Origin of the sequence: Halopseudomonas maritima, from assembly GCF_021545785.1 — a bacterium.
Taxonomy (GTDB): Bacteria; Pseudomonadota; Gammaproteobacteria; order Pseudomonadales; family Pseudomonadaceae; genus Halopseudomonas; species Halopseudomonas maritima.
The window spans coordinates 2,893,289-2,917,453 of sequence record NZ_CP079801.1 but is presented as its reverse complement, the minus strand read 5'-3'; the positions used below and the strand labels follow the sequence as shown (position 1 = coordinate 2,917,453).

21 protein-coding genes are annotated in these 24,165 nt (G+C 62.7%); 6 read left to right on the top strand and 15 right to left on the bottom strand.

What is annotated here, in order from left to right; translation table 11 throughout:
- The first annotated feature begins 1 nt into the window (after position 1).
- The 3 genes from HV822_RS13500 (at position 2) to trxC (ending at position 1,310) form a co-directional block, all read left to right on the top strand.
- Positions 2 to 379 carry a hypothetical protein gene (locus HV822_RS13500; protein WP_238870682.1) on the top strand — a complete coding sequence of 126 codons (378 nt, stop codon included), beginning with the start codon at positions 2 to 4 and terminating at the stop codon, positions 377 to 379.
- A complete protein-coding gene (locus tag HV822_RS13495; RefSeq protein ID WP_238870681.1) occupies positions 380 to 850 on the top strand; it encodes a potassium channel family protein in 471 nt (156 codons plus the stop codon).
- Between the two features lie 67 nt (positions 851 to 917).
- The gene (gene trxC, locus HV822_RS13490; protein WP_449555749.1) at positions 918 to 1,310 is read left to right on the top strand and encodes a thioredoxin TrxC; all 393 of its coding nucleotides are present in this window, start codon (positions 918 to 920) and stop codon (positions 1,308 to 1,310) included.
- Between the two features lie 74 nt (positions 1,311 to 1,384).
- Here trxC and HV822_RS13485 read toward each other — a convergent pair whose 3' ends face one another.
- From HV822_RS13485 to HV822_RS13465, 5 genes are all read right to left on the bottom strand, one after another.
- The gene (locus HV822_RS13485; RefSeq protein WP_238870679.1) at positions 1,385 to 1,594 is read right to left on the bottom strand and encodes a cold-shock protein; all 210 of its coding nucleotides are present in this window, start codon (positions 1,592 to 1,594) and stop codon (positions 1,385 to 1,387) included.
- A 149-nt stretch (positions 1,595 to 1,743) separates the two neighbouring features.
- A complete protein-coding gene (locus HV822_RS13480; protein WP_238870678.1) occupies positions 1,744 to 2,712 on the bottom strand; it encodes a DUF4340 domain-containing protein in 969 nt (322 codons plus the stop codon).
- Positions 2,713 to 2,722: 10 nt separating this feature from the next.
- Positions 2,723 to 4,564 carry a GldG family protein gene (locus HV822_RS13475; protein ID WP_238870677.1) on the bottom strand — a complete coding sequence of 614 codons (1,842 nt, stop codon included), beginning with the start codon at positions 4,562 to 4,564 and terminating at the stop codon, positions 2,723 to 2,725.
- 16 nt (positions 4,565 to 4,580) lie between these two features.
- On the bottom strand, positions 4,581 to 5,315 hold the full coding sequence (locus HV822_RS13470; RefSeq protein WP_238870676.1) for an ABC transporter permease subunit: 735 nt from the start codon (positions 5,313 to 5,315) through the stop codon (positions 4,581 to 4,583).
- On the bottom strand, positions 5,312 to 6,241 hold the full coding sequence (locus HV822_RS13465) for an ABC transporter ATP-binding protein (protein WP_238870675.1): 930 nt from the start codon (positions 6,239 to 6,241) through the stop codon (positions 5,312 to 5,314). The genes HV822_RS13470 and HV822_RS13465 overlap by 4 nt, the downstream gene beginning before the upstream one ends.
- 296 nt (positions 6,242 to 6,537) lie before the next feature.
- Between HV822_RS13465 and plsB the strand changes: the two genes are divergently transcribed.
- Complete coding sequence (gene plsB, locus HV822_RS13460) at positions 6,538 to 9,015, top strand: glycerol-3-phosphate 1-O-acyltransferase PlsB (RefSeq protein ID WP_238870674.1); 2,478 nt, start codon at positions 6,538 to 6,540, stop codon at positions 9,013 to 9,015.
- Between the two features lie 28 nt (positions 9,016 to 9,043).
- On the opposite strand, the gene HV822_RS13455 is transcribed toward plsB, so the two are convergent.
- The 6 genes from HV822_RS13455 to ppc all read right to left on the bottom strand — a co-directional run bounded on the left by HV822_RS13455 (position 9,044) and on the right by ppc (position 15,357).
- Positions 9,044 to 9,832, bottom strand: a complete 789-nt coding sequence (locus HV822_RS13455; protein WP_238870673.1) for a class I SAM-dependent methyltransferase — start codon at positions 9,830 to 9,832, stop codon at positions 9,044 to 9,046.
- A gap of 16 nt (positions 9,833 to 9,848) precedes the next feature.
- Entirely contained in the window at positions 9,849 to 10,736 is an 888-nt protein-coding gene (locus tag HV822_RS13450) for a DUF72 domain-containing protein (protein ID WP_238870672.1), read from the bottom strand.
- Positions 10,737 to 10,740: 4 nt separating this feature from the next.
- Positions 10,741 to 11,055 (bottom strand): hypothetical protein, encoded by a 315-nt coding sequence (locus HV822_RS13445; RefSeq protein WP_238870671.1) that lies wholly within the window; start codon positions 11,053 to 11,055, stop codon positions 10,741 to 10,743.
- A gap of 30 nt (positions 11,056 to 11,085) precedes the next feature.
- Positions 11,086 to 11,760, bottom strand: coding sequence for a tRNA (adenosine(37)-N6)-threonylcarbamoyltransferase complex dimerization subunit type 1 TsaB (gene tsaB, locus HV822_RS13440; protein WP_238870670.1), 675 nt, complete (start codon positions 11,758 to 11,760; stop codon positions 11,086 to 11,088).
- Between the two features lie 96 nt (positions 11,761 to 11,856).
- Positions 11,857 to 12,504, bottom strand: coding sequence for an adenylate kinase (gene adk, locus HV822_RS13435; RefSeq protein WP_238870669.1), 648 nt, complete (start codon positions 12,502 to 12,504; stop codon positions 11,857 to 11,859).
- A gap of 213 nt (positions 12,505 to 12,717) precedes the next feature.
- Positions 12,718 to 15,357, bottom strand: a complete 2,640-nt coding sequence (gene ppc / locus HV822_RS13430) for a phosphoenolpyruvate carboxylase (protein ID WP_238870668.1) — start codon at positions 15,355 to 15,357, stop codon at positions 12,718 to 12,720.
- Positions 15,358 to 15,499: 142 nt separating this feature from the next.
- On the opposite strand from ppc, the gene HV822_RS13425 reads away from it, so the two are divergent.
- Positions 15,500 to 15,844, top strand: coding sequence for a pilin assembly protein (locus HV822_RS13425; RefSeq protein ID WP_238870667.1), 345 nt, complete (start codon positions 15,500 to 15,502; stop codon positions 15,842 to 15,844).
- A gap of 32 nt (positions 15,845 to 15,876) precedes the next feature.
- On the opposite strand, the gene mazG is transcribed toward HV822_RS13425, so the two are convergent.
- The 4 genes from mazG to cysM are packed head-to-tail and all read right to left on the bottom strand — an operon-like array spanning position 15,877 to position 21,206.
- On the bottom strand, positions 15,877 to 16,695 hold the full coding sequence (gene mazG / locus HV822_RS13420) for a nucleoside triphosphate pyrophosphohydrolase (RefSeq protein ID WP_238870666.1): 819 nt from the start codon (positions 16,693 to 16,695) through the stop codon (positions 15,877 to 15,879).
- Positions 16,692 to 18,941: a GTP diphosphokinase gene (gene relA / locus HV822_RS13415; RefSeq protein WP_238870665.1), complete on the bottom strand. Its 2,250-nt coding sequence runs from the start codon at positions 18,939 to 18,941 to the stop codon at positions 16,692 to 16,694. The genes mazG and relA overlap by 4 nt, the downstream gene beginning before the upstream one ends.
- Positions 18,942 to 18,966: 25 nt before the next feature.
- Entirely contained in the window at positions 18,967 to 20,307 is a 1,341-nt protein-coding gene (gene rlmD, locus HV822_RS13410) for a 23S rRNA (uracil(1939)-C(5))-methyltransferase RlmD (RefSeq protein WP_238870664.1), read from the bottom strand.
- On the bottom strand, positions 20,304 to 21,206 hold the full coding sequence (gene cysM / locus HV822_RS13405) for a cysteine synthase CysM (RefSeq protein ID WP_238870663.1): 903 nt from the start codon (positions 21,204 to 21,206) through the stop codon (positions 20,304 to 20,306). Before cysM ends, rlmD begins: the two co-directional genes overlap by 4 nt.
- 178 nt (positions 21,207 to 21,384) lie before the next feature.
- On the opposite strand from cysM, the gene HV822_RS13400 reads away from it, so the two are divergent.
- Positions 21,385 to 24,162, top strand: a complete 2,778-nt coding sequence (locus tag HV822_RS13400; protein ID WP_238870662.1) for a response regulator — start codon at positions 21,385 to 21,387, stop codon at positions 24,160 to 24,162.
- Positions 24,163 to 24,165: the final 3 nt, after the last annotated feature.

Here is a 24,165-nt window from a genome sequence, read left to right as displayed (position 1 = left end):
CGTGCGCCAACCTGATATCGAGATTTATCTGCGAGATGACCATCTGCAGGACCTGCTGGACTGGCTACCAGAGGCTTTGGGGCCGCTCACTCTGCAGCCCGCCACCGGCCTGACGCAACGCGGCATCTTCCAGGCCGCCGAGCCCGTGCCGCTGCTGATTGTTCGCAAGGCCGCCGGCAAGTGGGCAAGCATCTGGTTTGATAGCCCCGCCACCCCTTGGGACAGCGACCGCGACTGTGCCCGCGCCGTTCAAGCCGCACTAGGCCACGAAGTGCGTTGCTCGGTAGGCGGCTGGGAGGAGGCAGATGGTGAAGCCGACGCTGATCGCTGGCTCAAGGTCAACGCCGAAGGCGAAACCGAATTCAACTGGGCGCATTAAATGCTACCGGAGATCGACAAGTTTCACTGGATCACCGTCGGCGTCAGCTGCGTCATAGCCGCGCTGGCGGTCGTGCTGCACTACGAGGTGCTGTCGCGCCTGCATCGCTTCCTCGACACCACGCGCATGCGTGAGCGACCGCGCATCCTCACCCTGATCTTCGTCCTGCTGTTTACTCACATCGCCGAGATATGGCTGTTTGGCATGGGCGCACTGTACCTGCTGCAGACCCCTGAACTAGGCGGCATCGCCGGCATGCAGAACATCACCCTGTTCGACACCGTCTACCTGTCTGCCACCACCTACACCACGCTCGGCTACGGTGACCTGACGCCAACCGGCAATATTCGCTTTCTGTACGGCACCGAATCACTGACCGGGCTGGTACTGGTGACCTGGTCTGCCTCGCTGACGTTTATCGAGCTGCAGCGCCAGTGGCAAGGCATGCGGAGCAAGGGCAGCGCTGATTAAGCCCTGAAACACCTTTTGAGATGCCCTTATGCTTATATGCTGCCCCCACTGTCTGCGCAAAAATCGATTGGACGCCGCCCGCCTGACAGCCAACCCGGCCTGTGGCGCCTGTAAGCATCCGCTCTTTGACGGCAGACCCAGCTCGGTCAATGCTGCCGGGTTTGCCCGCCATGCAGGCGCAGACCTACCGCTGGTGCTCGACTTCTGGGCCGCCTGGTGCGGCCCCTGTCGCCAATTTGCGCCGACCTTCGCCCAGCGCTGCGCGCAGGTCGAACCTCGGGCGCGCTTTCTCAAGGTAGATACCGAAGCCGCACCTGATCTGGCAGCGCGCTTCGCGATCCGCAGCATTCCCACCCTGCTGATTGTCCATCAGGGCAAGGAAATCGCGCGGATCAACGGCGCACTGCCAGCGGGCGAGTTTGCGCGCTGGCTGCAGGGCCAGCTGCCGGCAATCGGCTAAAAAGCAGACAAAAACCCCCTGCGGCGCGGACGAGTCCGCACCGTCAGGGGTGTTATCAGCAAGGACGCAGCCGCTTACAGCTTGGCAACGTCCTCTGCCTGCAGACCTTTCTGGCCCTGCGAGACAGTAAACTCGACCTTCTGCCCCTCTACCAACGTGCGGTGACCGTCACCGCGAATAGCGCGAAAGTGCACAAATACATCCGGGCCCGACTCGCGCTGAATGAATCCAAAGCCCTTGGCATCGTTGAACCACTTGACGGTCCCCTGCTCACGCTCAGCCATTACCACAATCCTCAAAACACCGATCTAATTCATTGCCGCAACACGGCAACACGCAAGCACCCCGCCGGCTGGCAGGGTGTTCTTGCAGTCTAGTAGAAGTTCAGGGAGCCGCAAGCGACCGCTCTGGCGAGCGGTCGGGCGGCAGGTGCTTACTGGGCCGGGGCCTCTGCAGCAGGCTGCAGATCGGCCTGACGCAGCGTCATGCGGTCGTGCTGAGCAACACCCAGCTGGAAGGCCCAGCGCGGGTCGTCATAGACAGTCAGCGGCTGCTCCTCGCTCTGGTTGAGCTGGTCGATGGTCAGCCAGTAGGCGCCTTCAAGCTCAAACAGCGATGCCTTAAGTTCTGCGCCAGCCCAACTGGTCAGTTGCATCTGCAGCGTTGGCGCCGGCAGCGCCAGAGCGCTGCGCAAGGCTACGTTCTGCGCCCGCAGATCAGCCAACGCGAGCACCATGGAGTTCAACTCCCGCTCGTGGCCACCAGCGTCACCCTCAGCCAGCTTGAAGTTGTAATCACCTTCACTGGCCTTATCCAACCGCAGGGTTTCGCCATCGGCATATTGCCAGTGGGCCTGAGAGACCCGCTCCAACGGGATCTGACTCACCTGCAGGTCGAGCCAATCCTGAGCGTTGACCGACATATTCAGCGCACGATTGATGAGCCACACCTGGTCATCACCAGCCATGCGCACCAGTTGATTGCTACCCACAGTGTTGCCGAACAACACCCCAAAGGCGCTCTCGCCAGTGCCCACGCTCACCTGCAGAGCCGCATCAGTAGCCAGCCCCAGACGGGCATGGTACTCGGGGTTGCTGGTCTTGGCCTCCAGCACGCGCCCCTCGCGCAGGGCCAGCAGCAGTGCTGCCAGACGTGCGCGTTGCAGCGGGTACTGGTCTCGGTTAGCCACAGTCCAGTCGCTCCCCTCGCGCTGCAGCACCACCTGCTGCTCACCGCGAGCCAGGGTGAGCTGCTCTGCATCGGCCAGCGCGGCTTGCTGCGCCTCGTCAAGCAAGGGCCGGCTTTCAAGGTCCGTGACCCGGTCGCTATTGCGCACTTGCAGCGCCACCGCCACCAGCGCAACGGCCACCAACGCCAGGGCAATCAGAATAATCTTGCGCATGGCTATCTCCTTACCCCTTGCGACGTACGCGGCCCAGCAGCCACCAGAGCAATACGGCCAGCGTCAGCAGCAGCGGCATCAGCATGGTGTTGAGCAGCTTCAACTGGGTACCCAGAGCGTCGATGTCAGCATTAAGCTGGAATCGCACATCGCGCAGCTGCTTGCGAATTGCCACTTTCTCATCCAGGAAAGACTGGATGGTCTCGCGCTGCTCTGCGGTCAACTCGGTGAGCTGGCTCGGGTCCTGGCCCTGCTGCAGTTGCGCGAGTTTCTGGTCAGTCTCGGCCAAACGCTCCTGCAGACGCTGCTCACTGGCGCGGAAGCGGCTTTCTGCTTTGCGCTGCAGCTCTTCAACCACAGTAAACGGACGGCTGAAGTCGCCTCGTGAACGCACGCTGATCAGCGCGTCAGAGCCCGACAGGTTGTCCAGCGCGTTGACCAGCAGCCCGCCGTTATCAGCCCAGGGCTGAGAAATGCGCTGACCAAACAGGTCTTGCACCTGTACCCACATGCGGTCGGTCAGCATGTCGGTGTCTGCCACCACCACCACGTTGATATTGTCCGCCTGCTGCAGGCCCGCCTCGTAGCCTTCCAGGCCGTCGGGGTACGCCGTGCTGGCCGGACCACTCAAACGCGCGGCCAGGGTGTAAACCTCGGCGTCTGGCGCAAAGCCCGGCAGCAGGTCTTCCGGGTCCTGCAGTTTGCTGAAGGCGTCACTGGGCAGTAGCGCGCTGTCGGCGGTGCTTTGCAGCAGCGGGGTGAACTCGGTCTGGCTACCCTCAACCGGCACCAGCGCACCACCGGTGGCGACGGTCAGCAGCTGCAGCGGTGCGGTGATGGTGTCTTCACCGTTGATCTGCGCAGATTCAACCTCGAGCCAGCCGATATGCCGCGCCGGACGCTGGCCCTGGCCACGGCCGACCGCCATGCCCTGACGCGCATCAACAACCACGCGCTCCGGGTTATAGGCAACGCCCCAGGCCTGCAGCAGCGGGCCGAGGTCCGACGCCTTGCCATCCGCCATGCCGTCGATCATCGCTTCCATACCCTGATCCGCCTCGGCGAACGGGTCGACAAAGGCCAGCAGCTTACCGCCGCGCAGCACAAACTGATCAACCGCATACAGGGCGGCTTCGCTCAGCGCCTTCGGGTGGATCAACAGCAAGACCTGAATATCCTCAGGAATCGCGTCCACATCCTCGGCCAGGTTTTTTACATCGAACACCTGGCGCATCTGCTCCAGCGCCACCCAGGGCGCCTGCGGCTGCTGCGAGTAGGGATTCATGCCACCCTCAACCGGCAACCCGCTGATCAGCCCAACCTGCGGCTTGTCGGGCTTGGCCAGCGTGCTGATCATACGGCTCAGCTCGTACTCGAGCATGTTCTCCTGCTCCAGCGCAAAGAACGAGATAATCTCGCGCTGGGCCAGTTCGTTGGTACCGGCCAGGCCGAAGTACAGCGAGTCGCCGCTCTCGCTCAGCGGAATGGCCTGCAGGCCAAACTCGGCAGCGCGATCTTCGGCCTCAGAGAAGGGCTCGGGGTCAATGATGTGCAGACGGATCATGCCGTCGGCACGGCGTTCATACTCCTTGAGCATTTCCGCCACGCGGCGCTGATAGTTGCGCAGCACCACCAGATCCTTGCTGGCACCCTCGGAGAAGAAGAAATACAGATCAATCGGCTCTTCCAGCTCTTGCAGAATCTCCCGGGTACCGTCCGACAGGGTGTACAGCTTCTGTTCGGTCAGATCCAGGCGCGCACCGGGCAGCATCACGCCGGTCGCCATATTGAAAGCAAAGAAGGCCAGCAGCAGCACCAGCAGACCGGCACCGGAATACATAATACGTTTCATCTCAAGCTCCTTTGCCTCAATCGGCCTTTTTCAGGTCGATGACAATCGCCGTGGCGAACAACCAGACGGCCATCAGCGAGAAGAAATACAGCAGGTCTCGCAGATCCAGCACGCCCTTGCTGATGGCATCGAAGCGAATCAGGAAACTGAATGAGGCAATGGTGTCCAGCACCCACTGGGGTGCCCAACCGCTGAACAGGTTCTGCACCATGGACACACCGCTGACGATAAACACGAAGCAGGCGACCACACTGACGATAAAGGCAATCACCTGGTTCTTGGTCAGTGCCGACATGCACGAGCCGATCGCCAGATAGCCGCCGGCCAGCAGCCAGCTGCCGATGTAACCGGTGATGATCGCACCGTTGTCCGGGTTACCCAGATAATTGACCGTCAGCACCATCGGGAAAGTCAGCAACAGGGCAATGCCCACAAACACCCATGCAGCAAGAAACTTGCCCACTACCATGGCGCCACGGGACACCGGCAGGGTCATGAGCAACTCGATGGTGCCTGACTTGCGCTCCTCGGCCCACAGGCGCATGGCGACCGCAGGAATCAGGAACAGGTACAGCCAGGGGTGAAAGTTGAAGAAGGCGTTCAGGTCGGCCTGACCGGCCTCGTAGAAGGCGCCCAAATAGAAGGTAAAGACCGAAGCCAGCACCAAGAAGATAACGATGAAGATGTAGGCCAGCGGCGTTGCAAAGTAGCCGCCCAGCTCACGCTTGAAGATCACACCCAGATTGTTCATGCCGCCTCCCCGGAGGTCAGGGTACGGAAAACCTCATCCAGGCGACCGCGTTCCACCGACAATTCATTGACCTGCCACTGCTGTTCTCGGGCCAGTTGCCCCACCGCCGGAAAGATCACCTCGCCCGGCTTGGCCAGCACGGTCAACAGCTGACCATCACGCTGCGATTCGACCGCCAGTACGCCCGGCAGGCTCTCCAACGGTGCTGTGGATACCGCTTGCCCGAGCGACAGGGTGACCGCCTGGTGATAGCGCGAGCGCGCCTCCAGCTCATCCGGCGTGCCATCAGCCAGCAGACGCCCACGGCCGATAATCACGGCGCGCGAGCAAACCGCGCTGACTTCTTCCAGGATATGCGTGGAAACCACCACCATCTTGTTGCTGCCCTCAGCCAGTTGCTGAATCAGACGGCGAACATGGTGTTTCTGATTCGGGTCTAGGCCGTCGGTCGGCTCGTCCAGAATCAGTACCTGAGGGTCGTGCAGAATGGCCTGGGCCAGACCGACACGGCGTTTGAAGCCCTTCGACAAGGTCTCGATGCGCTGGCCGAGTACGCCCTGCAACTCAACCTGCTCAACCGCCCGATCCACGTGGCGCTGGCGCTCGGCACCACGCAGGCCACGGACATCGGCAATAAACTCAAGAAAGCCCCTGACGCGCATGTCGCCATAGCAGGGCGCCCCTTCGGGCAGGTAGCCCATCTTCTGCTGGGCCTGCAGGGTCTGACGCTGAATATCGAAGCCGCAGACCGAGGCTGAACCGCCATCGGGCGTCAGAAAACCGGTCAGCATCTTCATGGTGGTGGATTTGCCGGCCCCATTGGGCCCGAGAAAACCGAGGACTTCGCCCGGTTTGACGTCAAACGACAGGTTGTCTACGGCGGTGTGGTCGCCGAAGCGTTTGGTCAGGCTGTTTATGCTTATCATGCCTTTTATTGTTCCCCCAGAATGGTCATTCGTGCGGTCCGTAGCGTCCAGCGGTTACCTCGCAAACATCCATGCCGGACTACGACAGTCCAACCGTGAGCTGGTTCACAGTTGGCAGGCAAATGCCTGGTCGAACGGCGGATGCGGTTGCGCACGAGCCAGAGACTATATGAATCCCGCCTCCGCATTTCAAGCAACAGCCCACGCATGTCACCGCAGCCGCCTGAACTGCTAGAATCGCAACCACTACCCGCGTCGTGCCAATGGCCGACACCACTGCCGATCCCGAGAGCCCCATGTCCACCTCCTATGCTTCCCTGTTTGGTCGAATGCGCTTTGGCCTGGCCCGCCGCCTGCTATACCTGTGGGTCCGTTCCATCCGCATCGGCGACAGCAACGAAGAACTGGATATCGACGCACAGCAACCGGTGGTCTATGTACTGCCCTATCGCTCGCTGACGGATCTGATCGTGGCCGACCGCGAGTGCGTGCGAGCCGGCCTGCCACGCCCGGTACGCGCACCGTTGCCGCCGCTGGATGAGCGTGACGCCTTTATTTTTCTCAGTCGTGAGCGCTCCTGGGTCGGCCGGCCCGATCCGCGTGGCCAGTCGCCGCGACTGGGTAAGGTACTGGAACACCCCGACAACGTGCAGTTGATTCCTATCACGGTGTTCTGGGGCCAGTCACCGGACAGCGAGTCCTCGGCCATCAAGTTGCTGTTTGCCTGGAACTGGGTGGGCGGACGCCTGCGCAAGCTGCTGGCCATCCTGCTGCACGGGCGCAAGGTACGCGTGCACTTTGGCCCGCGGGTAGCACTGCCGGAGCTTATTCCACCAGCCCTTGACCGCGAGCGTCGTCTGCGCCGCGTCAACCGCGTGCTGCGGGTGCACTTCCGCCAGCAGCGCGCCGCCGTGGTCGGCCCGGAGCTGGTGCACAGGCGCACCCTGCTCAAGGGCCTGCTGCACGCCCCGCTGGTGCGCGCCGCCATTGCACGGGAGGCCAGCGAAAAAGGCATCGACGAAAGCAAGGCCCAGGCCATTGCCGCGCGTTACGCCAACGAGATCGCCTCGGACTTCACTTACACCATTATTCGTTTTCTTGAGGTAGTGCTCAGCTGGTTCTGGAACAAGTTGTATGACGGCATACGGGTCAACAACCTCAAGCGCATCCAGGACATTGCCCGCGGCAACGAGATCATCTACGTGCCCTGCCACCGCAGCCATATCGACTACCTGCTGCTGTCCTACCTGCTGTTTCGCAACAGCATGACGCCACCGCATATTGCTGCCGGCATCAACCTCAACATGCCGGTGATCGGCGGCATCCTGCGCCGCGGCGGCGCCTTCTTCATGCGCCGCAGCTTCAAGGGCAACCAGCTCTACACCGCTGTTTTCAACGAGTATCTGCACACCCTGTTCAGCCGTGGCTTTCCCGTCGAATACTTCATTGAGGGCGGTCGCTCACGAACCGGTCGCATGCTCAGCCCGAAGACCGGCATGCTGGCTATCACCTTGCGCAGTTTCCTGCGCTCCTCACGTCGCCCCATCGTTTTTGTGCCGGTCTATATCGGCTACGAAAGAGTACTTGAAGGCCGCACCTACCTCGGCGAGCTGCGCGGCCAGGCCAAGAAGAAGGAGTCGGTGTTTGACCTGTTCCGCGTGATCTCCGCGCTCAAGCTGCGCTTTGGTGAGGTGGCGGTGAACTTTGGCGAGCCGCTGGCGTTAGCCGATTTTCTCGATCGCGAGCAACCGGACTGGCGCGCACAATCGCTGGCACCCGACTATCGCCCAACCTGGCTGAACGACACCACCAACCGCCTGGCGCGGCAGCTGACCAGCGGCATCAGCGCTGCCGCCGACGTCAACCCGGTCAACATGGTGGCGTTGGTGATGCTGTCCACCGCCCGGCTAGCCCTGGATGAAACCTCGCTGGCACGTGCGCTGGACCGCTACAAAGCGCTGCTGCAGGCCGTGCCCTACAGCAGCGGCGTCACCCTGACCGCACTGGACGGTCAGGCGATGATCAAGCACGTGGAAAGCATGCAGATGATCGACCGCCAATCCGATGCGCTGGGTGAAATCATGCGCCTGGACGAGCCCCAGGCGGTACTGATGACCTACTACCGCAACAATGTCCTGCATCTGGTGATCTTGCCGGCGTTGATCGCCTGCCTGTTCCAGAACAACCCGCGCATGAAGCGTGAACAGATCGAACGTCTGGTCATGGGCATCTACCCCTATTTGCAGGGCGAACTGTTCCTGCAATGGAGCGAGGATGAGCTGCCCGCAGTCATTCAGCAATGGATCGACAGCCTGCTCGAGCAGCAACTGCTGCGCGAAGCCGACGGACAGATTCACCGCCCGGACCTGAGCTCGGTCGAGTTTGTCATGCTCAGCCTGCTGTCGCGCAGCATCATCCAGATTCTGGAGCGCTTCTATATGGCCTCAGCGCTGCTGCTGAACTATCCCAACGGCAGCCAGACCGCCGAACAGCTGGAAGCACGCTGTACCGTCATGGCGCAGCGCCTGTCGATTCTGCATGGCCTGAACGCGCCGGAGTTCTTTGACAAAACGCTGTTCCGCCAGTTTATCCAGCGATTGACCGATGAGCAGGTGTTACGGGCTGACGATGAGGGTCGGCTGCACTATGCAGCCGGACTGGAAGACATTGCCGAGAACACCGCCAAGCGGGTGCTCAGCGCCGAAGTGCGCCTGTCGATTCGGCAGGTGGCGCGCAGCGCCGAAGCGGCGGACAGCCCGGCTGCGGCCCAGTAGGCCCGGGGCCACCCGGAATTGCCGGCACTCAGTCCAGCTTCTTCTTGCCGTAGATATCGTAGCGGCTGGACTGCCCCGTCAATTCCGCGCTGGGCCGCTGACCGGCAATTGCCGGCGCCTTGCGCGGGCGTTTCACCGCCACCCGGTGGCTGGCCAGCTGCAGCGCCGCGGCCAGCAGCTCAGGGGCATCATCATCGTCACCGGCCAGCGGCCGGAACAGGCGCATCTCCTTTTTCACCAGCGCGGACTTGTCCCGATGCGGGAACATCGGGTCCAGGTGGATGACCTGGGGCGTTGGCAGCTGCCAGTCACCCATGGCGGCAATCGCGTCACACTGCAGCAGCTGCATCCGCTCGGCGATCTCCGCCACCTCACCACCGGCAGCCCGGGCGCGCTGCAGGCCATCTTCCAGCAGCGCCGCAATCACCGGCTGGCGCTCAAGCAAGGTCACCTCGCAGCCCAACGCAGCAACCACGAAGGCGTCGCGCCCCAGACCAGCGGTGGCATCCAGCACACTGGGTCTGACGCTGCCGCGAATGCCGACTGCACGGGCGACCATCTGCCCTGCTCCGCCACCGAACTGACGGCGATGGGCCAGCGCGCCGCCGACAAAATCCACACGCACCGCACCCGGCGCTCCCGCCTCGGTACTACGCAGGCTAAGCCCATCTGCGTCCAGCTCAAGCAACAGCGCGGCAGCGTCCGGCAGATCAGCCTGCAACGGCAGTTGCAGGCGCTCAGCCAGCACTTCGGCTGCACTCTGCCGGGCTGGCGCGGACCAACTGACAGCCAACGATAACGGGGCGTGTTCGCTCATGAGTAATCCTGTGGTATCAAAACAGACCCGCCTGCTGCGGCGTCTGAGCGGCCTCATGCTCACCGGGCCAGACCGGCATGGGCGCCAGCGCGGGCACCCGTTCACGCAAGGCACGGTAGAAGTCTCGGGCCAGCTGCGGCGCCATCTGGTTATCCGGGGTGTGCATAAACAGCATCGGCTGGTAGCCAGCCTGCAACCACTGCGCGCACTTGTCTAACCAGGGGGCCAGCGCCTGCCAATTGGCCTCCCGATCCATACCGCCGATAAAGCGCACGCTGGGCCGCTGAGTCAGGGCAATGGCATGCACCGGCAAGCGCGGCTTGCGCTGCTTGGCTTCGAGCGTGGAGGCATCGGTGGCGGTGCTGGCGAACAGCGCACGACTATCAAAGCTGATGCGCTCGACACCACGGCCATGCAGCAAACGGTTCAGCTGCCGTTCAGCGTCGTCCTTGCGGAAAAACCCAGGATGGCGCACTTCAACCGCGTACTGGTAGTCCGTAGGCAAACCAGCCAGAAAATCAGCCAGCACACCAAGGGCGTCCGGTGCAAAGCGCTCGGGCAGTTGCAGCCAGACAGGCCCCAGGCGCTGCCCCAGCGGCGCCATGCGACTGAAGAAGGCGTTCAGGGCAGGATGCTCGGCGTCCAGTCGCCCGCCATGGCTGACCTCACGGGGCAGTTTGGCGCAGAAGTGGAAATCCTCACTCAGCAGTTCAGCCCAACGGGCGACTCGCGCGGCGCTGGGCAGGGAGTAGAAGGTGGTATTGCCCTCAACCGCGCCAAACACCCGGCTGTACTGCGCCAGCCGCGCATCCGCGTCAGTGCCGCGGGTGTACAACTGGCCGGCCCAAGCGGGTTCGGACCACAGTGGGCAACCGGTGATAAAACGCAGGGGTAACGCAGTCACGACATCAGGCGTAGACGTCGATGCCGGCCAGGGTATCGACGGCGCTGTCGACCGGCATATTGGCAGTGTTCTGATAACTCGCCAGCGCTTGATTGGCGCGGCCATAGACTGGCTCAAAGGACTCGCGGCGGGCGGGAAGATACTCGGCAGTCGGCGCAGACGAGGGGACTACCTGCGCTGGCGGCAAACGGCTGGCGGCAACCCCGGCCTGCTCGTTGCCCGGCACAGACGCAGCCGCGCTGTTGCCCGTGGTATTGGCAACCGCTCGACTGCTGCGCTCAGGCAGCGATGAGTAGGGATTGAAACCGTCCAGACGCACCAAATGTACTCCTCAGACAATGGCGCCAGCTTACGCCTGGCCCTTGGGCGTGGCAACCTTGTCACGCAGGTAGACAGGCTGGGCATCCGCCGCGTCGACCACCTCTCCGGCCAGCCAGCGGGGCAAGGCCAGGGTGATCAGATCGCTAGCATCGGGCAGCATCTGCGGCCAGCTCTGCGTGACGCTGACCGCCAGACGATCAGCGTACTGCCAACCGGTGCCAGCACCGGCCACGCTGCTGACGCCCACCGGCAGACTAACGGCCTCAGGTGCGCATACCCGCTCCTCATCCAACGGCTGCATGACGCCATCTTGCAGGCCATACAGCCCCCAGTAGACCTCATCCATGCGCGCATCAATGGCGGCGGCAACGGTGTCTGTACCGTGCTCGCGCCAGGCACGCTGAGCCAGCGCGGCCAGGTTGGATATCGCAATCACCGGTTTGTCGGCGGCAAAGGCCAGGCCCTGCACCATGCCGGTAGCGATGCGCACGCCGGTAAAAGCGCCGGGGCCGCGACCAAATACCAGGGCGTCGACATCCTGCAGGCGCAGCTCACGTTCGCTGAGCAGCTCCTCGATCATCGGCAGCAGGCGCTGGGCGTGCTGACGCGGAATCACTTCGCTGCGCGCAGTGACGCTGCCCTCGTGCAGCAACGCAGCAGAACAGCACTCGGTGGCGGTATCCAGAGCAAGCAGTGTGGTCATGGTCGGATTCTGAATTCAGGGGGCGGGCATTGTACAAAAATGCAAAGACCCGTGCGACCGAAGTCAGCACGGGTCTTTTGCTCCAGCGAGCAAGACTCAGTCCAGCGCGTTGATGACCTTGGCGGTGATCTGTTCTACGCTGCCGACACCTTCAACCTTGGCGCACTTGGGGGTGCCCTTGGCTGCAGACAGGCCCTGGTAGAACTCGACCAGCGGCTTGGTCTGGGTGTGGTAGACCTGCAGACGCTTGCGTACAGTCTCTTCCTTGTCGTCATCACGCTGAATCAGGTCATCACCGGTGACGTCGTCCTTGCCAGCCACCTGCGGCGGGTTGTGGTCAACGTGATACACGCGGCCGGAACCCGGATGCACGCGGCGGCCGGACAGACGGGCAACAATTTCTTCATCGGCCACGGCGATTTCCAGCACGCGATCAATGTCGATGCCGGCTTCTACCAGCGCCTCAGCCTGCGGAATGGTGCGCGGGAAACCGTCGAACAGAAAACCCTTGGCGCAATCGTCCTGGGTAATGCGCTCCTTGATCAGACCAATGATCAGATCGTCGGAGACCAGGCCGCCAGTATCCATGACTTCCTTGACTTGCTTGCCAAGCTCGGTACCGGCCTTGACCGCTGCACGCAGCATGTCGCCGGTGGAGATTTGCGGAATGCCGAAGCGCTCGCAGATGAACTGGGCCTGTGTACCCTTGCCCGCCCCTGGGGCGCCCAACAGGATAACTCGCATGATGTACTCCTCGTCTAACTGAAACCGGGCATTGAGCGGTCCTCAACCAGCGACCTGCCAGGCACTCGCGGCCTGCGCGAATGCGGAAAATGCGGTGCGTCCAGCAAGAGCTGGCTCGCAAAGGGCGTTCAACATACACGCCCGCGCGGCCATGCACAAGACGGACCATTGTCGCAGGCAAAGCCGCCCCAGGGATACTTGACGACCGGCCGGTCAGCCGGTGTTGCGCATGCCCGCCGCGATACCGGCCATCGTCACCATCAGCGCCCTTTCCAGATCGGGGTCAACGCTCTCGCCCTGCGCCCGGGTACGCTTCATCAATTCGGCCTGCAGCACATGCAGCGGGTCCGTGTAGGGGTTGCGCACCGCTACCGACTCACCCAGTGCCGGATTGTGGGCCAGCAGGGTCTCACTTTCGCGCAGCTGCAGCACCACGGCGGTGGCCTGTTCCAGTGCGGTGCGCAGACGCTCGCCAAGCGGCCACAAATCCGCACTGGCCAAACGCTGCTCATAAAAGCGTGCGATATCCACATCCGCCTTGGACAGCACCATCTCCAGCATCTCAACCCGCGCCAGAAAGAACGGCCACGCATCCATCATCTGCCTGAGCTGAGCCTGCTTACCGGCATCCAGCGCCTCACGCAGCGCCTGCCCGGCACCCAGCCAGGCCGGCAACATCAGCCGGGTCTGGGTCCAGGCAAAGATCCAGGGAATGGCCCGCAAACTCTCGATCCCGCCCTGACTGCGACGTTTGGCCGGCCGGCTGCCCAGCGGTAGACGACCCAGCTCCTGTTCAGGCGTCGCCTGACGGAAGTACTCGACAAACTGCGGCTCACCACGCACCACCGCTCGATATACCTCAACCGAACGATCAGCCAATTGCTGCATCAGTTCGCGCCAGGCCGGCTCGGGCGCCGGCGGCGGCAGCAGACTGGCCTCCAGCACGGCGCTGGTGTAAAGCAGCAGGCTTTGAATGGCGATACCCGGCAGACCAAACTTGAAGCGAATCATCTCGCCCTGCTCGGTGACCCGCAGCTGACCACGTACCGACCCCGGCGGCTGGGACAGGATGGCCATGTGCGCCGGCGCGCCACCGCGGCCCACGGTACCACCGCGGCCGTGGAACAATCGCAGATGCACGCCGTGACGCTGACAGGCGCCCACCAGCGCTTCCTGTGCGCGATACTGCGCCCAGCCTGCCGCCAGCGTGCCGGCGTCCTTGGCGGAATCGGAATAGCCGATCATCACCTCCTGCTCGTCACCGACCAGTGCACGATACTGCTCCAGCGACAGCAGCCGGTCGATGGCATCGGCGGCATTGTCCAGGTCACTCAGGGTTTCAAACAGCGGCGCCACGCGCATCGGCCAGCTGACACCGGTTTCCTTCAGCAGCAGCTTGACCGCCAGCACATCGGAGGGATGCGAGGCCATGGAGATAACATAGGAGCCGAGCAGCTCCTGCGGCTGACTGGCCACCACTCGACAGGTCGCCAACACTTCGGCCACGTCGGCCGATGGCTGCCAGTTCGGCGGCAGCAGCGGGCGCCGGCTGTGCAACTCGTCCAGCAGGAAGCGACAGCGAGCGTCTTCATCCCACTCGGCGTAGTCGCCCAGTTGCAGGTGCTCGGTCAGCTCACTGAACACCTGGGCGTGGCGCGCCGCATCCTGACGGATATCCAGACGCACCAGCCCCAGCCCGAAGGCATTGACCCGACGCAGGGTATCCAGCAGCGGACCGTTGGCAATGCGCTTTAGGCCAAACGCCAGCAGCGACTGATAGCACAGCTCCAACGGGCCACGCAGATCATCCAGCTCGCGCAGTACCTGGGCGGGCATGGCAACATCGTTAGCCAGGGATTGCTCTGCCCAATCGCGGGTCACTTGCAGCCGTGTACGTAGCTGCTTCAACACCGCGCGGTAAGGCTCATCCACCGCGCCGGCCTGCGCCAGCAGCGCGTCGCTGGCGGCATGCATGGATAGCTGGTTGCCCAACGCTTCGATATCACGCAGGTAGAGGTCCGCCGCCATCCAGCGACCCAGCAGCAGCACCTCGCGGGTGACGGGGGCGGTGACGTTGGGGTTGCCATCACGGTCGCCACCCATCCAGGAGGCAATGCGCACCGGGGCGGCACGCAGATCCAGGTGCTGACCGGTCGCGCCGTGGACGTCAGCGTCCAGACGACGCAAAAACTGCGGCAGCGCCTGCCACAGCGAATGCTCGATGACTGCGAACCCCCACTTGGCTTCATCTACCGGGGTTGGCCGGCTGCGGCGAATCTCGTCGGTATGCCAGGCCTCGCTGATCAGGCGGGCCAGATCCTGACGCACATCTTCTCGCTCGGTTGCAGTCAGGTCATCGTGATCACCGCGCGCCAGCGCATCAGCGATGGCGTCGTACTTCTGGATCAGCGTACGGCGCGTCACTTCGGTCGGATGGGCGGTCAGCACCAATTCGATATCCAGCCCATTTACCTGCTGCACGATGTCGTCAGCACTGAAGTTCTCAGCCTTCAGGCGCTGCAGCAGCTCATTGACGCAGCGCAATTCAAAGGCCTGCGGCTCGTCGGCGCGGCGGCGGCGGATGCGGTGGTGCTGTTCAGCGATATTGGCCAGATTGAGAAACTGATTGAAGGCCCGGCACACCGGCAGCAACTGGCTGTCTGGCAGGTCCTGCAGGGCATCGAGCAGCGCCTCATTGGCCGCCTGATCGGCCTTGCGACCCTGTTTGGCACCCAGGCGTATGCGTTCGATGCGTTGTAGAAAGTCATCTCCCAGATGGGCCTGAATGGTCTGCCCCAGCAAGGTACCGAGGTTGTGGACGTCTTCTCGCAAACGGGCATCAATATCGGTCATGAGTCTTTCTCCAGGCGATCGGGATGCCCAGCATGCGATGCAACCCTGCCGCTGACAAGGGGTCATAAGACCTGTACGCCCTCGCATATGGTCTATGCTGAGGGTGTCGCCACAAGCGACAGCACGCAACAAAGGGGGAACCATGAAGATCCGTGAACTCACCCAAGCCTGGGAAGACACTGCCAAAGGCCGCGTAACCCGTGACAGCTACGCGGTACATCTGCCACTGGAAGATGCTGCGCGTCTGCAAGCGCTGCACGAGATGTATCCAAAACGCCAGATTGAAGACCTGATCACCGACCTGCTCGGCGCGGCACTTGAGGAGCTGGAAGCCAGCCTGCCCTACCGAGCTGGCAAGGAGGTCATCGCGGTCGATGAGATGGGCGACCCGCTGTACAAAGATGAAGGCCCCACTCCGCGCTATCTGGAGCTGAGCCGCAAGCATCTGCAGGAGCTGGTCGAGCGTCAGCAGGAAACCCAACACTGAGTGAGCAGATTAGGGCGCGGGATACTGCGCCCTCATAGACCTTGCTGCTTGGCCTTGTCCCACAGGGCGTCGAGTTCATCCAGGGGGCGTTCGGAGACGGTCGCGCCCTGCTCTCTTAACTGCGCTTCGATGAAGCGGAAACGCCGCTCGAATTTGGCATTGCCGTGACGCAAGGCGTTTTCGGCGTCCACCCCAAGGTGACGGGCCAGATTGACCACGCAGAACAGCAGATCACCCATTTCCTCAGCGACGGCGGCGCTATCACCAGCAGCCAACGCCTCGCGCACTTCATCCAGCTCCTCACTGATCTTGTCGACCACCGGAGCCGCCTCCGGCCAGTCAAAACCAGCCGAGGCAGCGCGCTTCTGCAGTTTTTGCGCACGGCTCAGCGCCGGCAATGCCCCCGGCACGTCATCCAGCAGCGATAGCTGTTCGGGGCGGGCCGCTTTCTCTGCCCGCTCCTCGGCCTTGATTTGCTCCCAGCGGCGCTTGACCTGGTCCGGCGCCAGAGTCTGGCTACCCGGTGGCGTATGCAGGTTGCCGTCAGGGAACACGTGCGGGTGACGGCGCACTAGCTTGCGGGTGATAGCGTCAACCACCTCGGCCCAGCCAAAGCGCCCTTCCTCGCGGGCCAGCTGCGCGTAATAAACGACCTGAAACAACAAGTCGCCCAACTCACCGCTGAGCTGGTCAAAGTCGCCCTGCTCAATGGCATCGGCAACCTCGTAGGCTTCCTCCAAGGTATGCGGCACGATACTCGCGTAATCCTGCTGCAAGTCCCAGGGACAGCCATGCTGCGGGTCACGCAAGCGCTGCATCAGATAAAGCAGGTCGTCCAGCTGATAGCTCATCCGCGGTGTTCCTGACGGTTGCGGCGCGCCTCGATAATGTTGGGCAGCTGGCTGATGCGCGTCAGCAGGCGGCTGAGCAGGTTGAGACTCGGAATCTCGATGGTCAGCAGCATCGCCGCATAGTTGTCGTCCTTGTTGGTACGCGTGCTGACCTCCAGCACGTTGATCTTCTCGTTAGCCAGCAACAGCGAGACATCGCGCAGCAGACCGGAGCGGTCATAAGCCTTGATGTAGATCTCCACCGGATAGGTCTGCACCGGCGCCCCACCCCAGCTAACCTCGATCAGGCGCTCGGAGTCGCGGTCCTGCAGTTGCATCGCGTTGGCACAATCGGCGCGGTGCACGGTAACGCCGCGGCCCAGGGTGATGTAGCCGATGATCGGGTCACCCGGCACCGGCTGGCAGCAGCCCGCCAGCTGGGTCATCAGGTTGCCCACGCCCTGGATGTAGACATCGCCGCGGCGGCCCACATTGCGGCTGGGCTTCTTGGGAATCAGCTCCAGCTGCTCACTGTGCCGATCCGGCTCGACCAGCTGCTGCGCCACGTTGACCACATGCGCCAGACGCATGTCGCCCGAACCAACGGCAACAAACAGGTCTTCCTGACTCTTGAGCCCCAGGCGATCAATCAGCTGAGCGTAGTCGGCGCCATTGAGTGCCATACGTGTCAGCTCACGCTCGACCATCAGCTTGCCGGCCTGGGCGTTCTGTTCACGCGCCTGCTCCTTGAACCAGTGCTGCACCTTGGCGCGCGCCCGCGAGGTGTTCAGATAGCCGAGATTGGGGTTCAGCCAGTCGCGGCTCGGACCACTCTGCTTGCCGGTGATGATCTCGACCTGCTCGCCGGTCTGCAGCACATAGTTGAGCGGCACGATGCGGCCGTTGACCTTGGCGCCCCGGCAGCTATGGCCAATTTCAGTATGAACCCGGTAGGCAAAGTCCAGCGGCGTAGCGCCCTTGGCCATGTCGAGCACGTGACCGTCCGGGGTAAACAGGTAAATGCGATCTGGCTCGAAGTCGACGCGCAGCTGCTCAGCCAGACCACCGATATCACCCATTTCCTCGTGCCACTCGAGCACCTGGCGCAGCCAGGCGATCTTGTCTTCGTAGGCGTTGGAGTTGCTGTCCAGATCGGTGCCCTTGTAGCGCCAGTGCGCGCAGACACCCAACTCAGCCTCTTCGTGCATGCTCTGGGTGCGAATCTGCACCTCAAGCACCTTGCCCTCAGGACCGATCACTGCGGTGTGCAAGGAGCGATAGCCGTTTTCCTTGGGGTTGGCGACATAATCATCAAACTCGTTGGGAATATGCCGCCAAAGGCTGTGTACTACACCAAGCGCGGTGTAACAGTCGCGCACCTGCGGCACCAGGATACGCACCGCGCGCACATCATAAACCTGGCTGAAGTCGATGCCCTTGCGCTGCATCTTGCGCCAGATCGAGTAGATGTGTTTTGCCCGGCCAGTGATGTCGGCGTAGATGGACGCCTCCTCCAGGGACTTGCGCAACTGGGCCATCACGGCATCGATATACTGCTGCCGATCAAGACGCCGCTCATCGAGCAGCTTGGCGATCTGCTTGTACTGGGTCGGTTCCAGATAACGGAAGGAGAGGTCTTCCAGCTCCCACTTGATGTGACCAATGCCAAGACGGTGGGCCAGCGGTGCGTAGATATCGAATACCTCGCGGGCAACGCGATAACGCTTCTCCTCCGGCGCGTCCTTGACCGCACGGATGGCGCAGGTGCGCTCAGCCAGCTTGATCAGGGCCACACGCACGTCGTCCACCAGCGTCACCAGCATCTTGCGCAGGTTCTCGACCTGCGCCTGGGGGCTGAAACTGGCGGTATTACCGGGGTTCTGCGACACGCTGATGGCGGCCATGCGCTGCACGCCGTCCACCAGGTGCGTAACCGCCGGACCAAAGCGGCGCTCCACCTCGGTCAGATCGGTCTTGCGCTCACGCACCGCGCGATAGACTACGGCGGCGACCAGCGAGTCCTGATCGAGTTTGAGATCAGCCAGAATCTCGGCCATTTCAAGGCCCGTGCGGTAGCTGCTCGCGCCGTCAGCCCAGATGTTCTCCGCATCAATGGCCGCCTGCTCAAGCTCCTGGGCCCACTCACAGGCTTCGTGCAGAATCTGCGGATCGACAAGCTGCGTGCGCTCCCCGATCCGTGCTATCCATGCGTCGACATTGACGCTGCCATCCTGATTGGTCGGGTGTGCTGCTCTGACCTGTACCATCTTCTTGTCCTCGCCCGGCGGCGATCTATTGCCTCCGGAACAGTGCCATGGCCTCGACATGGGCGGTTTGAGGGAACATATCCATGATGCCCGCCCGAACCAGGGTGTAGCCCTTGCCTGCCAAAATGCCTGCATCCCGCGCCAGCGTTGCCGGGTTGCAGGAAATGTAAAGTATTCGCTCGACCGCCAGCGCGGCCAGATCACCTACCATTTGCTCGGCGCCGTCACGCGGCGGATCAAGCAACGCTGCCGTGAACCGTGGAGAGCCCGGCGGCACTTCAAGGGGCTTCGACAAGTCGGCTGCCAAAAAGTGCACCTGATCAAGGCCGTTTTTCCGAGCATTGTCCGTGGCCCGGTCTACCATTTCCACGCTACCTTCGATACCCGTCACCTCAGCGCCGGCTCGGGCCAGCGCCAGGGCAAAATTGCCAACCCCACAGAACAGGTCCAGAACCGCCTCGCCTTGCCCTGGAGCCAACCACGCCAGCGCCTGGTTGACCATCGCCTGGTTGATCTGCGGGTTCACCTGGGTAAAGTCCCCGGGGGCAAAACCCAACGTCAGCTGCTGATCAGCCAGCCGATAGGCGGGTTCCAGCGCGCCAGCCAGCCCCTGCGCGGCCTCTTCCCCTTGCAGCCAAAGCCCCAACCCATGCTCCGCCGTAAAGGCAAGAAGGCGCTGGCGGTCAGCCTCTGACAACGGGCGCAGGTGGCGTAGCACCAAGGCCGGATGCTCGGCCCCAATCAACTCGACGTGGCCCAGCGCCTCAACCGCCTGCAAGCTTCGCAGCACCACAGGCAAGGTTTTGAGCACGGCCTCCAGCTCAGGCACCAAAACAGGGCACTGTTCTACGTTGACCAGCTCGCTACTGGCCCGTTGCCGGAAGCCAACATCCAATTGCCGGCGAGCACGGTCCCAGCGCAGGGCTACCCGCGTCCGCTGACGGTAACCATAGGCAGGGCCCTCAAGGGTCGGCGCCCACTGTTGTGGCGTCAGCTGGGCAAAGTGCTGCAATTGCTGCGCCAGCGCCTGCTGCTTGATCTCAAGCTGCTGTCCGTGGGACATATGCTGAAGGCTGCAGCCGCCACACAGCTCGGCATGCATGCAACGAAGCGGCTGACGTAATGGGCTGGGCTGCTGCACGGTTTCCAGGCGTGTTTCGATCAGCTTGCTGCGCGCGCGCAACACGCGAGCCTGCACCTGCTCGCCGGGCAATCCACCCTCTACAAACACGGTGCGACCACGCCAACGACCTATGCCGCGGCCGTCGTGGGTCAGGCGTTCCAGAGTCAGCTCAATCCGCTGCCCTACCGCCGCAGGCGCATCAGCCGCCGGCGCTGAGCGCGGGCGCCCGCGACCGCGTTTCATGCCTGACCGTCGTATACGCCGGTGGACAGATAGCGGTCACCCCGGTCGCAGATGATGGCAACAATAACGGCGTTCTCAACCTCGGCGCTGAGACGCAGCGCAGCGGCCACCGACCCACCAGAGGACACGCCGCAAAAAATGCCCTCTTCGCGCGCCAGCCGGCGCATGGTGACTTCGGCTTCCTGCTGCCCCATGTCAATCACCTGATCGACTCGGGTCTCATCAAAGATGGTCGGCAGGTATTCCTTCGGCCAGCGCCGGATGCCAGGAATTGCAGCCCCTTCGACAGGCTGCAGGCCAACGATCTGAATCGCCGGATTCTGCTCTTTGAGGTAGCGTGACGTACCCATGATGGTGCCTGTGGTACCCATGGAGCTAACAAAGTGCGTCACCGTGCCGCCAGTATCGCGCCATATCTCGGGGCCGGTGCCCTGATAGTGCGCCTCAGGGTTGTCCTGATTGCCAAACTGATCCAGCACCTTGCCCTGCCCGTCGGCCTGCATTTGCAACGCCAGATCACGCGCCCCTTCCATGCCCTGAGCCTGGGTAACCTCGATCAGCTCCGCACCATAAGCGGTCATTGCGGCCTTGCGCTCGGCGCTCATGTTGTTCGGCATGATCAGCACCATGCGGTAGCCCTTGATGGCCGCCGCCATGGCTAGCGCAATACCGGTGTTACCGGAGGTGGCCTCGATCAGCGTATCACCGGGCTGAATGTCGCCGCGCGCCTCGGCGCGCTCAATCATCGACAGTGCCGGCCGATCCTTCACCGAGCCGGCGGGATTGTTGCCCTCCAGCTTGACCAGGATGGTGTTGCTGGTGTTGCCCGGCAGGCGCTGCAAGCGGACGAGCGGGGTATTGCCGATACAATCGGCGATGGTCGGGTAATGCTGGGTCATGGAATCACCGTGGCGCCTTGACCCACGACTAGTTGGGCCGGCAAGGCTGTGCTTTTTTCTCAGGCGGCCTATGATACCGGCAACGACGTAGTTTGGCCCACCAAACTGCGCATTTTACGCCCTGCCAGGCACCAGTCCGAGAGCGGGCGCCTGAACAAGAAAATGGGACTGCCCCCAAATGAATGAAATCGGCATCAAGGCCCGACTCCTGCTAATGACCCTGATTCCCGCCGGCATCCTGGCGGCAGCTGTTGGCATCTATTTCAGCTGGCAACACCTTGGCGACCTGCAAAAGCAACTGCTCGAACGCGGCCAGCTCACCGCCGAACACCTGCAGCGCCCAGCCACCGAAGCCTTACTGGCCGGTCAGCCGCAACGTCTGCGCACCACCCTGGCCAACACCCTGAACTATCAGGACGTACGCGCTGCAGCACTCTACGATGCCGACAACCAATTGCTGGAGCACAGCGGCCCACAGATGCTGGTCGCCAACCGTGCGCTTCCAGAGAGCCCGCTGGCCGCTGGCACCGGCCTGCAGGTCCGCACCGGGGAGCGCAGCACGCGCTTTATCCTGCCCCTGCAGGCCAGCCCGGAACTCCTCAGCGCCGCAGACCGCAGCGACCTGGAAGCCGATGCGCTGATTGGCTGGCTGGAGGTGGAACTGAGCCATGGTAACACCCAGCTGCGCAGCTATCAGACCCTGCTGACCACACTGGTGTTGATCCTGCTCGGGTTGCTGATTACCGGACTGATGGTCAGCACCATGGGGCGGCACATCATCGACCCGATCGTCGAGATCAACCAGGCCATCGCACGCATCAGCAAGGGCCAGCTGGATGTGCGCCTGCCCCGCCAGGGCGCCCGCGAGCTGGACGACCTAGCCGAGGGTGTCAACACCATGACCCAGGCACTGCAAAGCGCCCAGGGCGAGCTGCAGCAAAACGTCGAGCAGGCCACCGAAGACCTGCGTCAGACGCTGGAAACCATCGAGGTGCAGAACATCGAGCTGGACATGGCGCGCAAGGCCGCACAGGAGGCAAGCCGCATCAAGTCCGAGTTCCTCGCCAACATGAGTCATGAGCTGCGCACACCGCTGAACGGTATTCTGGGCTTCAGCAACCTGCTGCAACGCACCGAGATGACGCCGCGGCAAAACGAATACCTGGACACCATCAGCAAATCGGCCAACAGCCTGCTGGAGATCATCAACGAGATCCTCGACTTCTCGAAAATTGAAGCCGGCAAACTGGTGCTGGAGAACATGCCCTTCAACCTGCGTGACCTGATCGAGGACACCCTGACCATGCTGGCGCCGGCTGCGCACCAGAAGCAGATAGAACTGGTCAGCCTGATCTACCGCGACGTGCCGCTGGGGCTCAGCGGCGACGCATTGCGGCTCAAGCAGATCCTCTCCAACCTGCTGAGCAACGCCATCAAGTTCACCCACGAGGGCTCCGTCTGCCTGCGCGTCATGCTGGAGGAAGATAATGACAGCAGCGCAGTGCTGCGCATCAGCGTCACCGATACCGGTGTAGGGCTATCCGAGGCGCAGCAAAAGTCCCTGTTCCGCGCCTTCAGTCAAATCGACAACTCACCCACCCGCCAGACCGGCGGCACCGGCCTGGGGCTGGTGATTACCAAGCGTCTGGTCGAGCAGATGCACGGCGAGATCAACTTGCACAGCACACCCGGCGCCGGCTCGGAGTTTTGGCTGACGGTGGCACTGAACAAATCTAGCCAGGCTGACGACGACCTGCCCAGCCGCCCCCTCGAAGGCCGGCGCGCCGTTGTGTTTGAGCCCAACCCCTTGAGCCGTCAGGCGCTCCTGCATGCCCTCGAAGACCTGGGTCTGCAAACCCATATCGTGCCCAGCCTGGCCGCCCTAAACAACGCAGTGCAGGGCACCGGGGGCGAGGCGCCCCAACTCGTGCTGCTGAGCAGCGAAAGCAGCGAGCACGGCCTGGCAGACAGCATGGCCCACATACAACGCTGGAGTGAACAAGGCTGCCACAGCGTACTGCTGGTCAATGCGGTAGCCCAGTCCAGCCAGCTCGATCAATTGCCCGAGGGCAGTTGCGCTGTACTCTCCCGGCCGCTGTGCATGCGCAAACTGTTTCGCGCTACCGCGCAACTGCTCCAGCCGCGCGCGATCGGCCAGCCGAGCCCCAAAACCGATCCAGAGCAGGAGCGCCGCGCCAACCCGGACAGCGTGACCATCCTCTGTGTCGATGACAACCCGGCCAACCTCAAGCTGGTGGAAACCTTCTTGCTGGAAATGGGCACCCGCGTACGCGCCGTCGCCAGTGGCGAGGCGGCGCTGGCAGTGCTGGATGAACAGCGCTTTGACCTGATTTTCATGGATGTACAGATGCCTGGCATGGACGGGCGCCAAACCACCGAGGAGATTCGCCTGCGCGAAGAGCTAAGCGAGCAGGCACCCACGCCCATTGTTGCGCTGACCGCACACGCCCTCGCCGAAGAGCGCCGCAAGCTGCTCAAATGCGGCATGAACGACTACTTGAGCAAGCCCATCAGTCCTGAGCAACTGCGCGACAGCATTCGCAAGTGGACCGGGCGTGACCTCCAGCACCCGGATGCAGCGCCGGCCAGCCAAGCGCCGGGGGCAGCGGTCAGCAACCCGATACTGGACCATGAGGAAGGGCTGCGTCTGGCAGCGGGCAAGGCCGACCTGGCGCGTGACATGCTGGAAATGCTGCTGCAGAACCTGCCGGGCGACCGCCACGCCATCGAGCAGAGCCTGCAGCACGGCGATCAGCAGCGCTTGCTAGAGACCGTACACCGACTGCACGGCGCGACGCGCTACTGCGGCGTCCCTGAGCTGCGCCGTCGTTGCCTGCAGGCAGAAACCCGGCTTAAGCAAAAAGCGCCTGCCGAGGAGGACATTCAACGCCTGCTGGAAGCGATAGAGCGACTGCAGGAAGCCAGGGTCTATTGACGT

Coding starts and splice junctions, on each gene's coding strand:
- ppc (WP_238870668.1), bottom strand. CDS start 15,357: ATGACCGATATTGATGCCCGTTTGCGAGAAGACGTCCACAACCTCGGT.
- HV822_RS13480 (WP_238870678.1), bottom strand. CDS start 2,712: ATGCGCAAGATTATTCTGATTGCCCTGGCGTTGGTGGCCGTTGCGCTG.
- HV822_RS13425 (WP_238870667.1), top strand. CDS start 15,500: ATGAAGATCCGTGAACTCACCCAAGCCTGGGAAGACACTGCCAAAGGC.
- HV822_RS13485 (WP_238870679.1), bottom strand. CDS start 1,594: ATGGCTGAGCGTGAGCAGGGGACCGTCAAGTGGTTCAACGATGCCAAG.
- HV822_RS13470 (WP_238870676.1), bottom strand. CDS start 5,315: ATGAACAATCTGGGTGTGATCTTCAAGCGTGAGCTGGGCGGCTACTTT.
- HV822_RS13495 (WP_238870681.1), top strand. CDS start 380: ATGCTACCGGAGATCGACAAGTTTCACTGGATCACCGTCGGCGTCAGC.
- tsaB (WP_238870670.1), bottom strand. CDS start 11,760: ATGACCACACTGCTTGCTCTGGATACCGCCACCGAGTGCTGTTCTGCT.
- adk (WP_238870669.1), bottom strand. CDS start 12,504: ATGCGAGTTATCCTGTTGGGCGCCCCAGGGGCGGGCAAGGGTACACAG.
- cysM (WP_238870663.1), bottom strand. CDS start 21,206: ATGACCCAGCATTACCCGACCATCGCCGATTGTATCGGCAATACCCCG.
- HV822_RS13455 (WP_238870673.1), bottom strand. CDS start 9,832: ATGAGCGAACACGCCCCGTTATCGTTGGCTGTCAGTTGGTCCGCGCCA.
- HV822_RS13465 (WP_238870675.1), bottom strand. CDS start 6,241: ATGATAAGCATAAACAGCCTGACCAAACGCTTCGGCGACCACACCGCC.
- HV822_RS13400 (WP_238870662.1), top strand. CDS start 21,385: ATGAATGAAATCGGCATCAAGGCCCGACTCCTGCTAATGACCCTGATT.
- HV822_RS13475 (WP_238870677.1), bottom strand. CDS start 4,564: ATGAAACGTATTATGTATTCCGGTGCCGGTCTGCTGGTGCTGCTGCTG.
- mazG (WP_238870666.1), bottom strand. CDS start 16,695: ATGAGCTATCAGCTGGACGACCTGCTTTATCTGATGCAGCGCTTGCGT.
- rlmD (WP_238870664.1), bottom strand. CDS start 20,307: ATGAAACGCGGTCGCGGGCGCCCGCGCTCAGCGCCGGCGGCTGATGCG.
- relA (WP_238870665.1), bottom strand. CDS start 18,941: ATGGTACAGGTCAGAGCAGCACACCCGACCAATCAGGATGGCAGCGTC.
- plsB (WP_238870674.1), top strand. CDS start 6,538: ATGTCCACCTCCTATGCTTCCCTGTTTGGTCGAATGCGCTTTGGCCTG.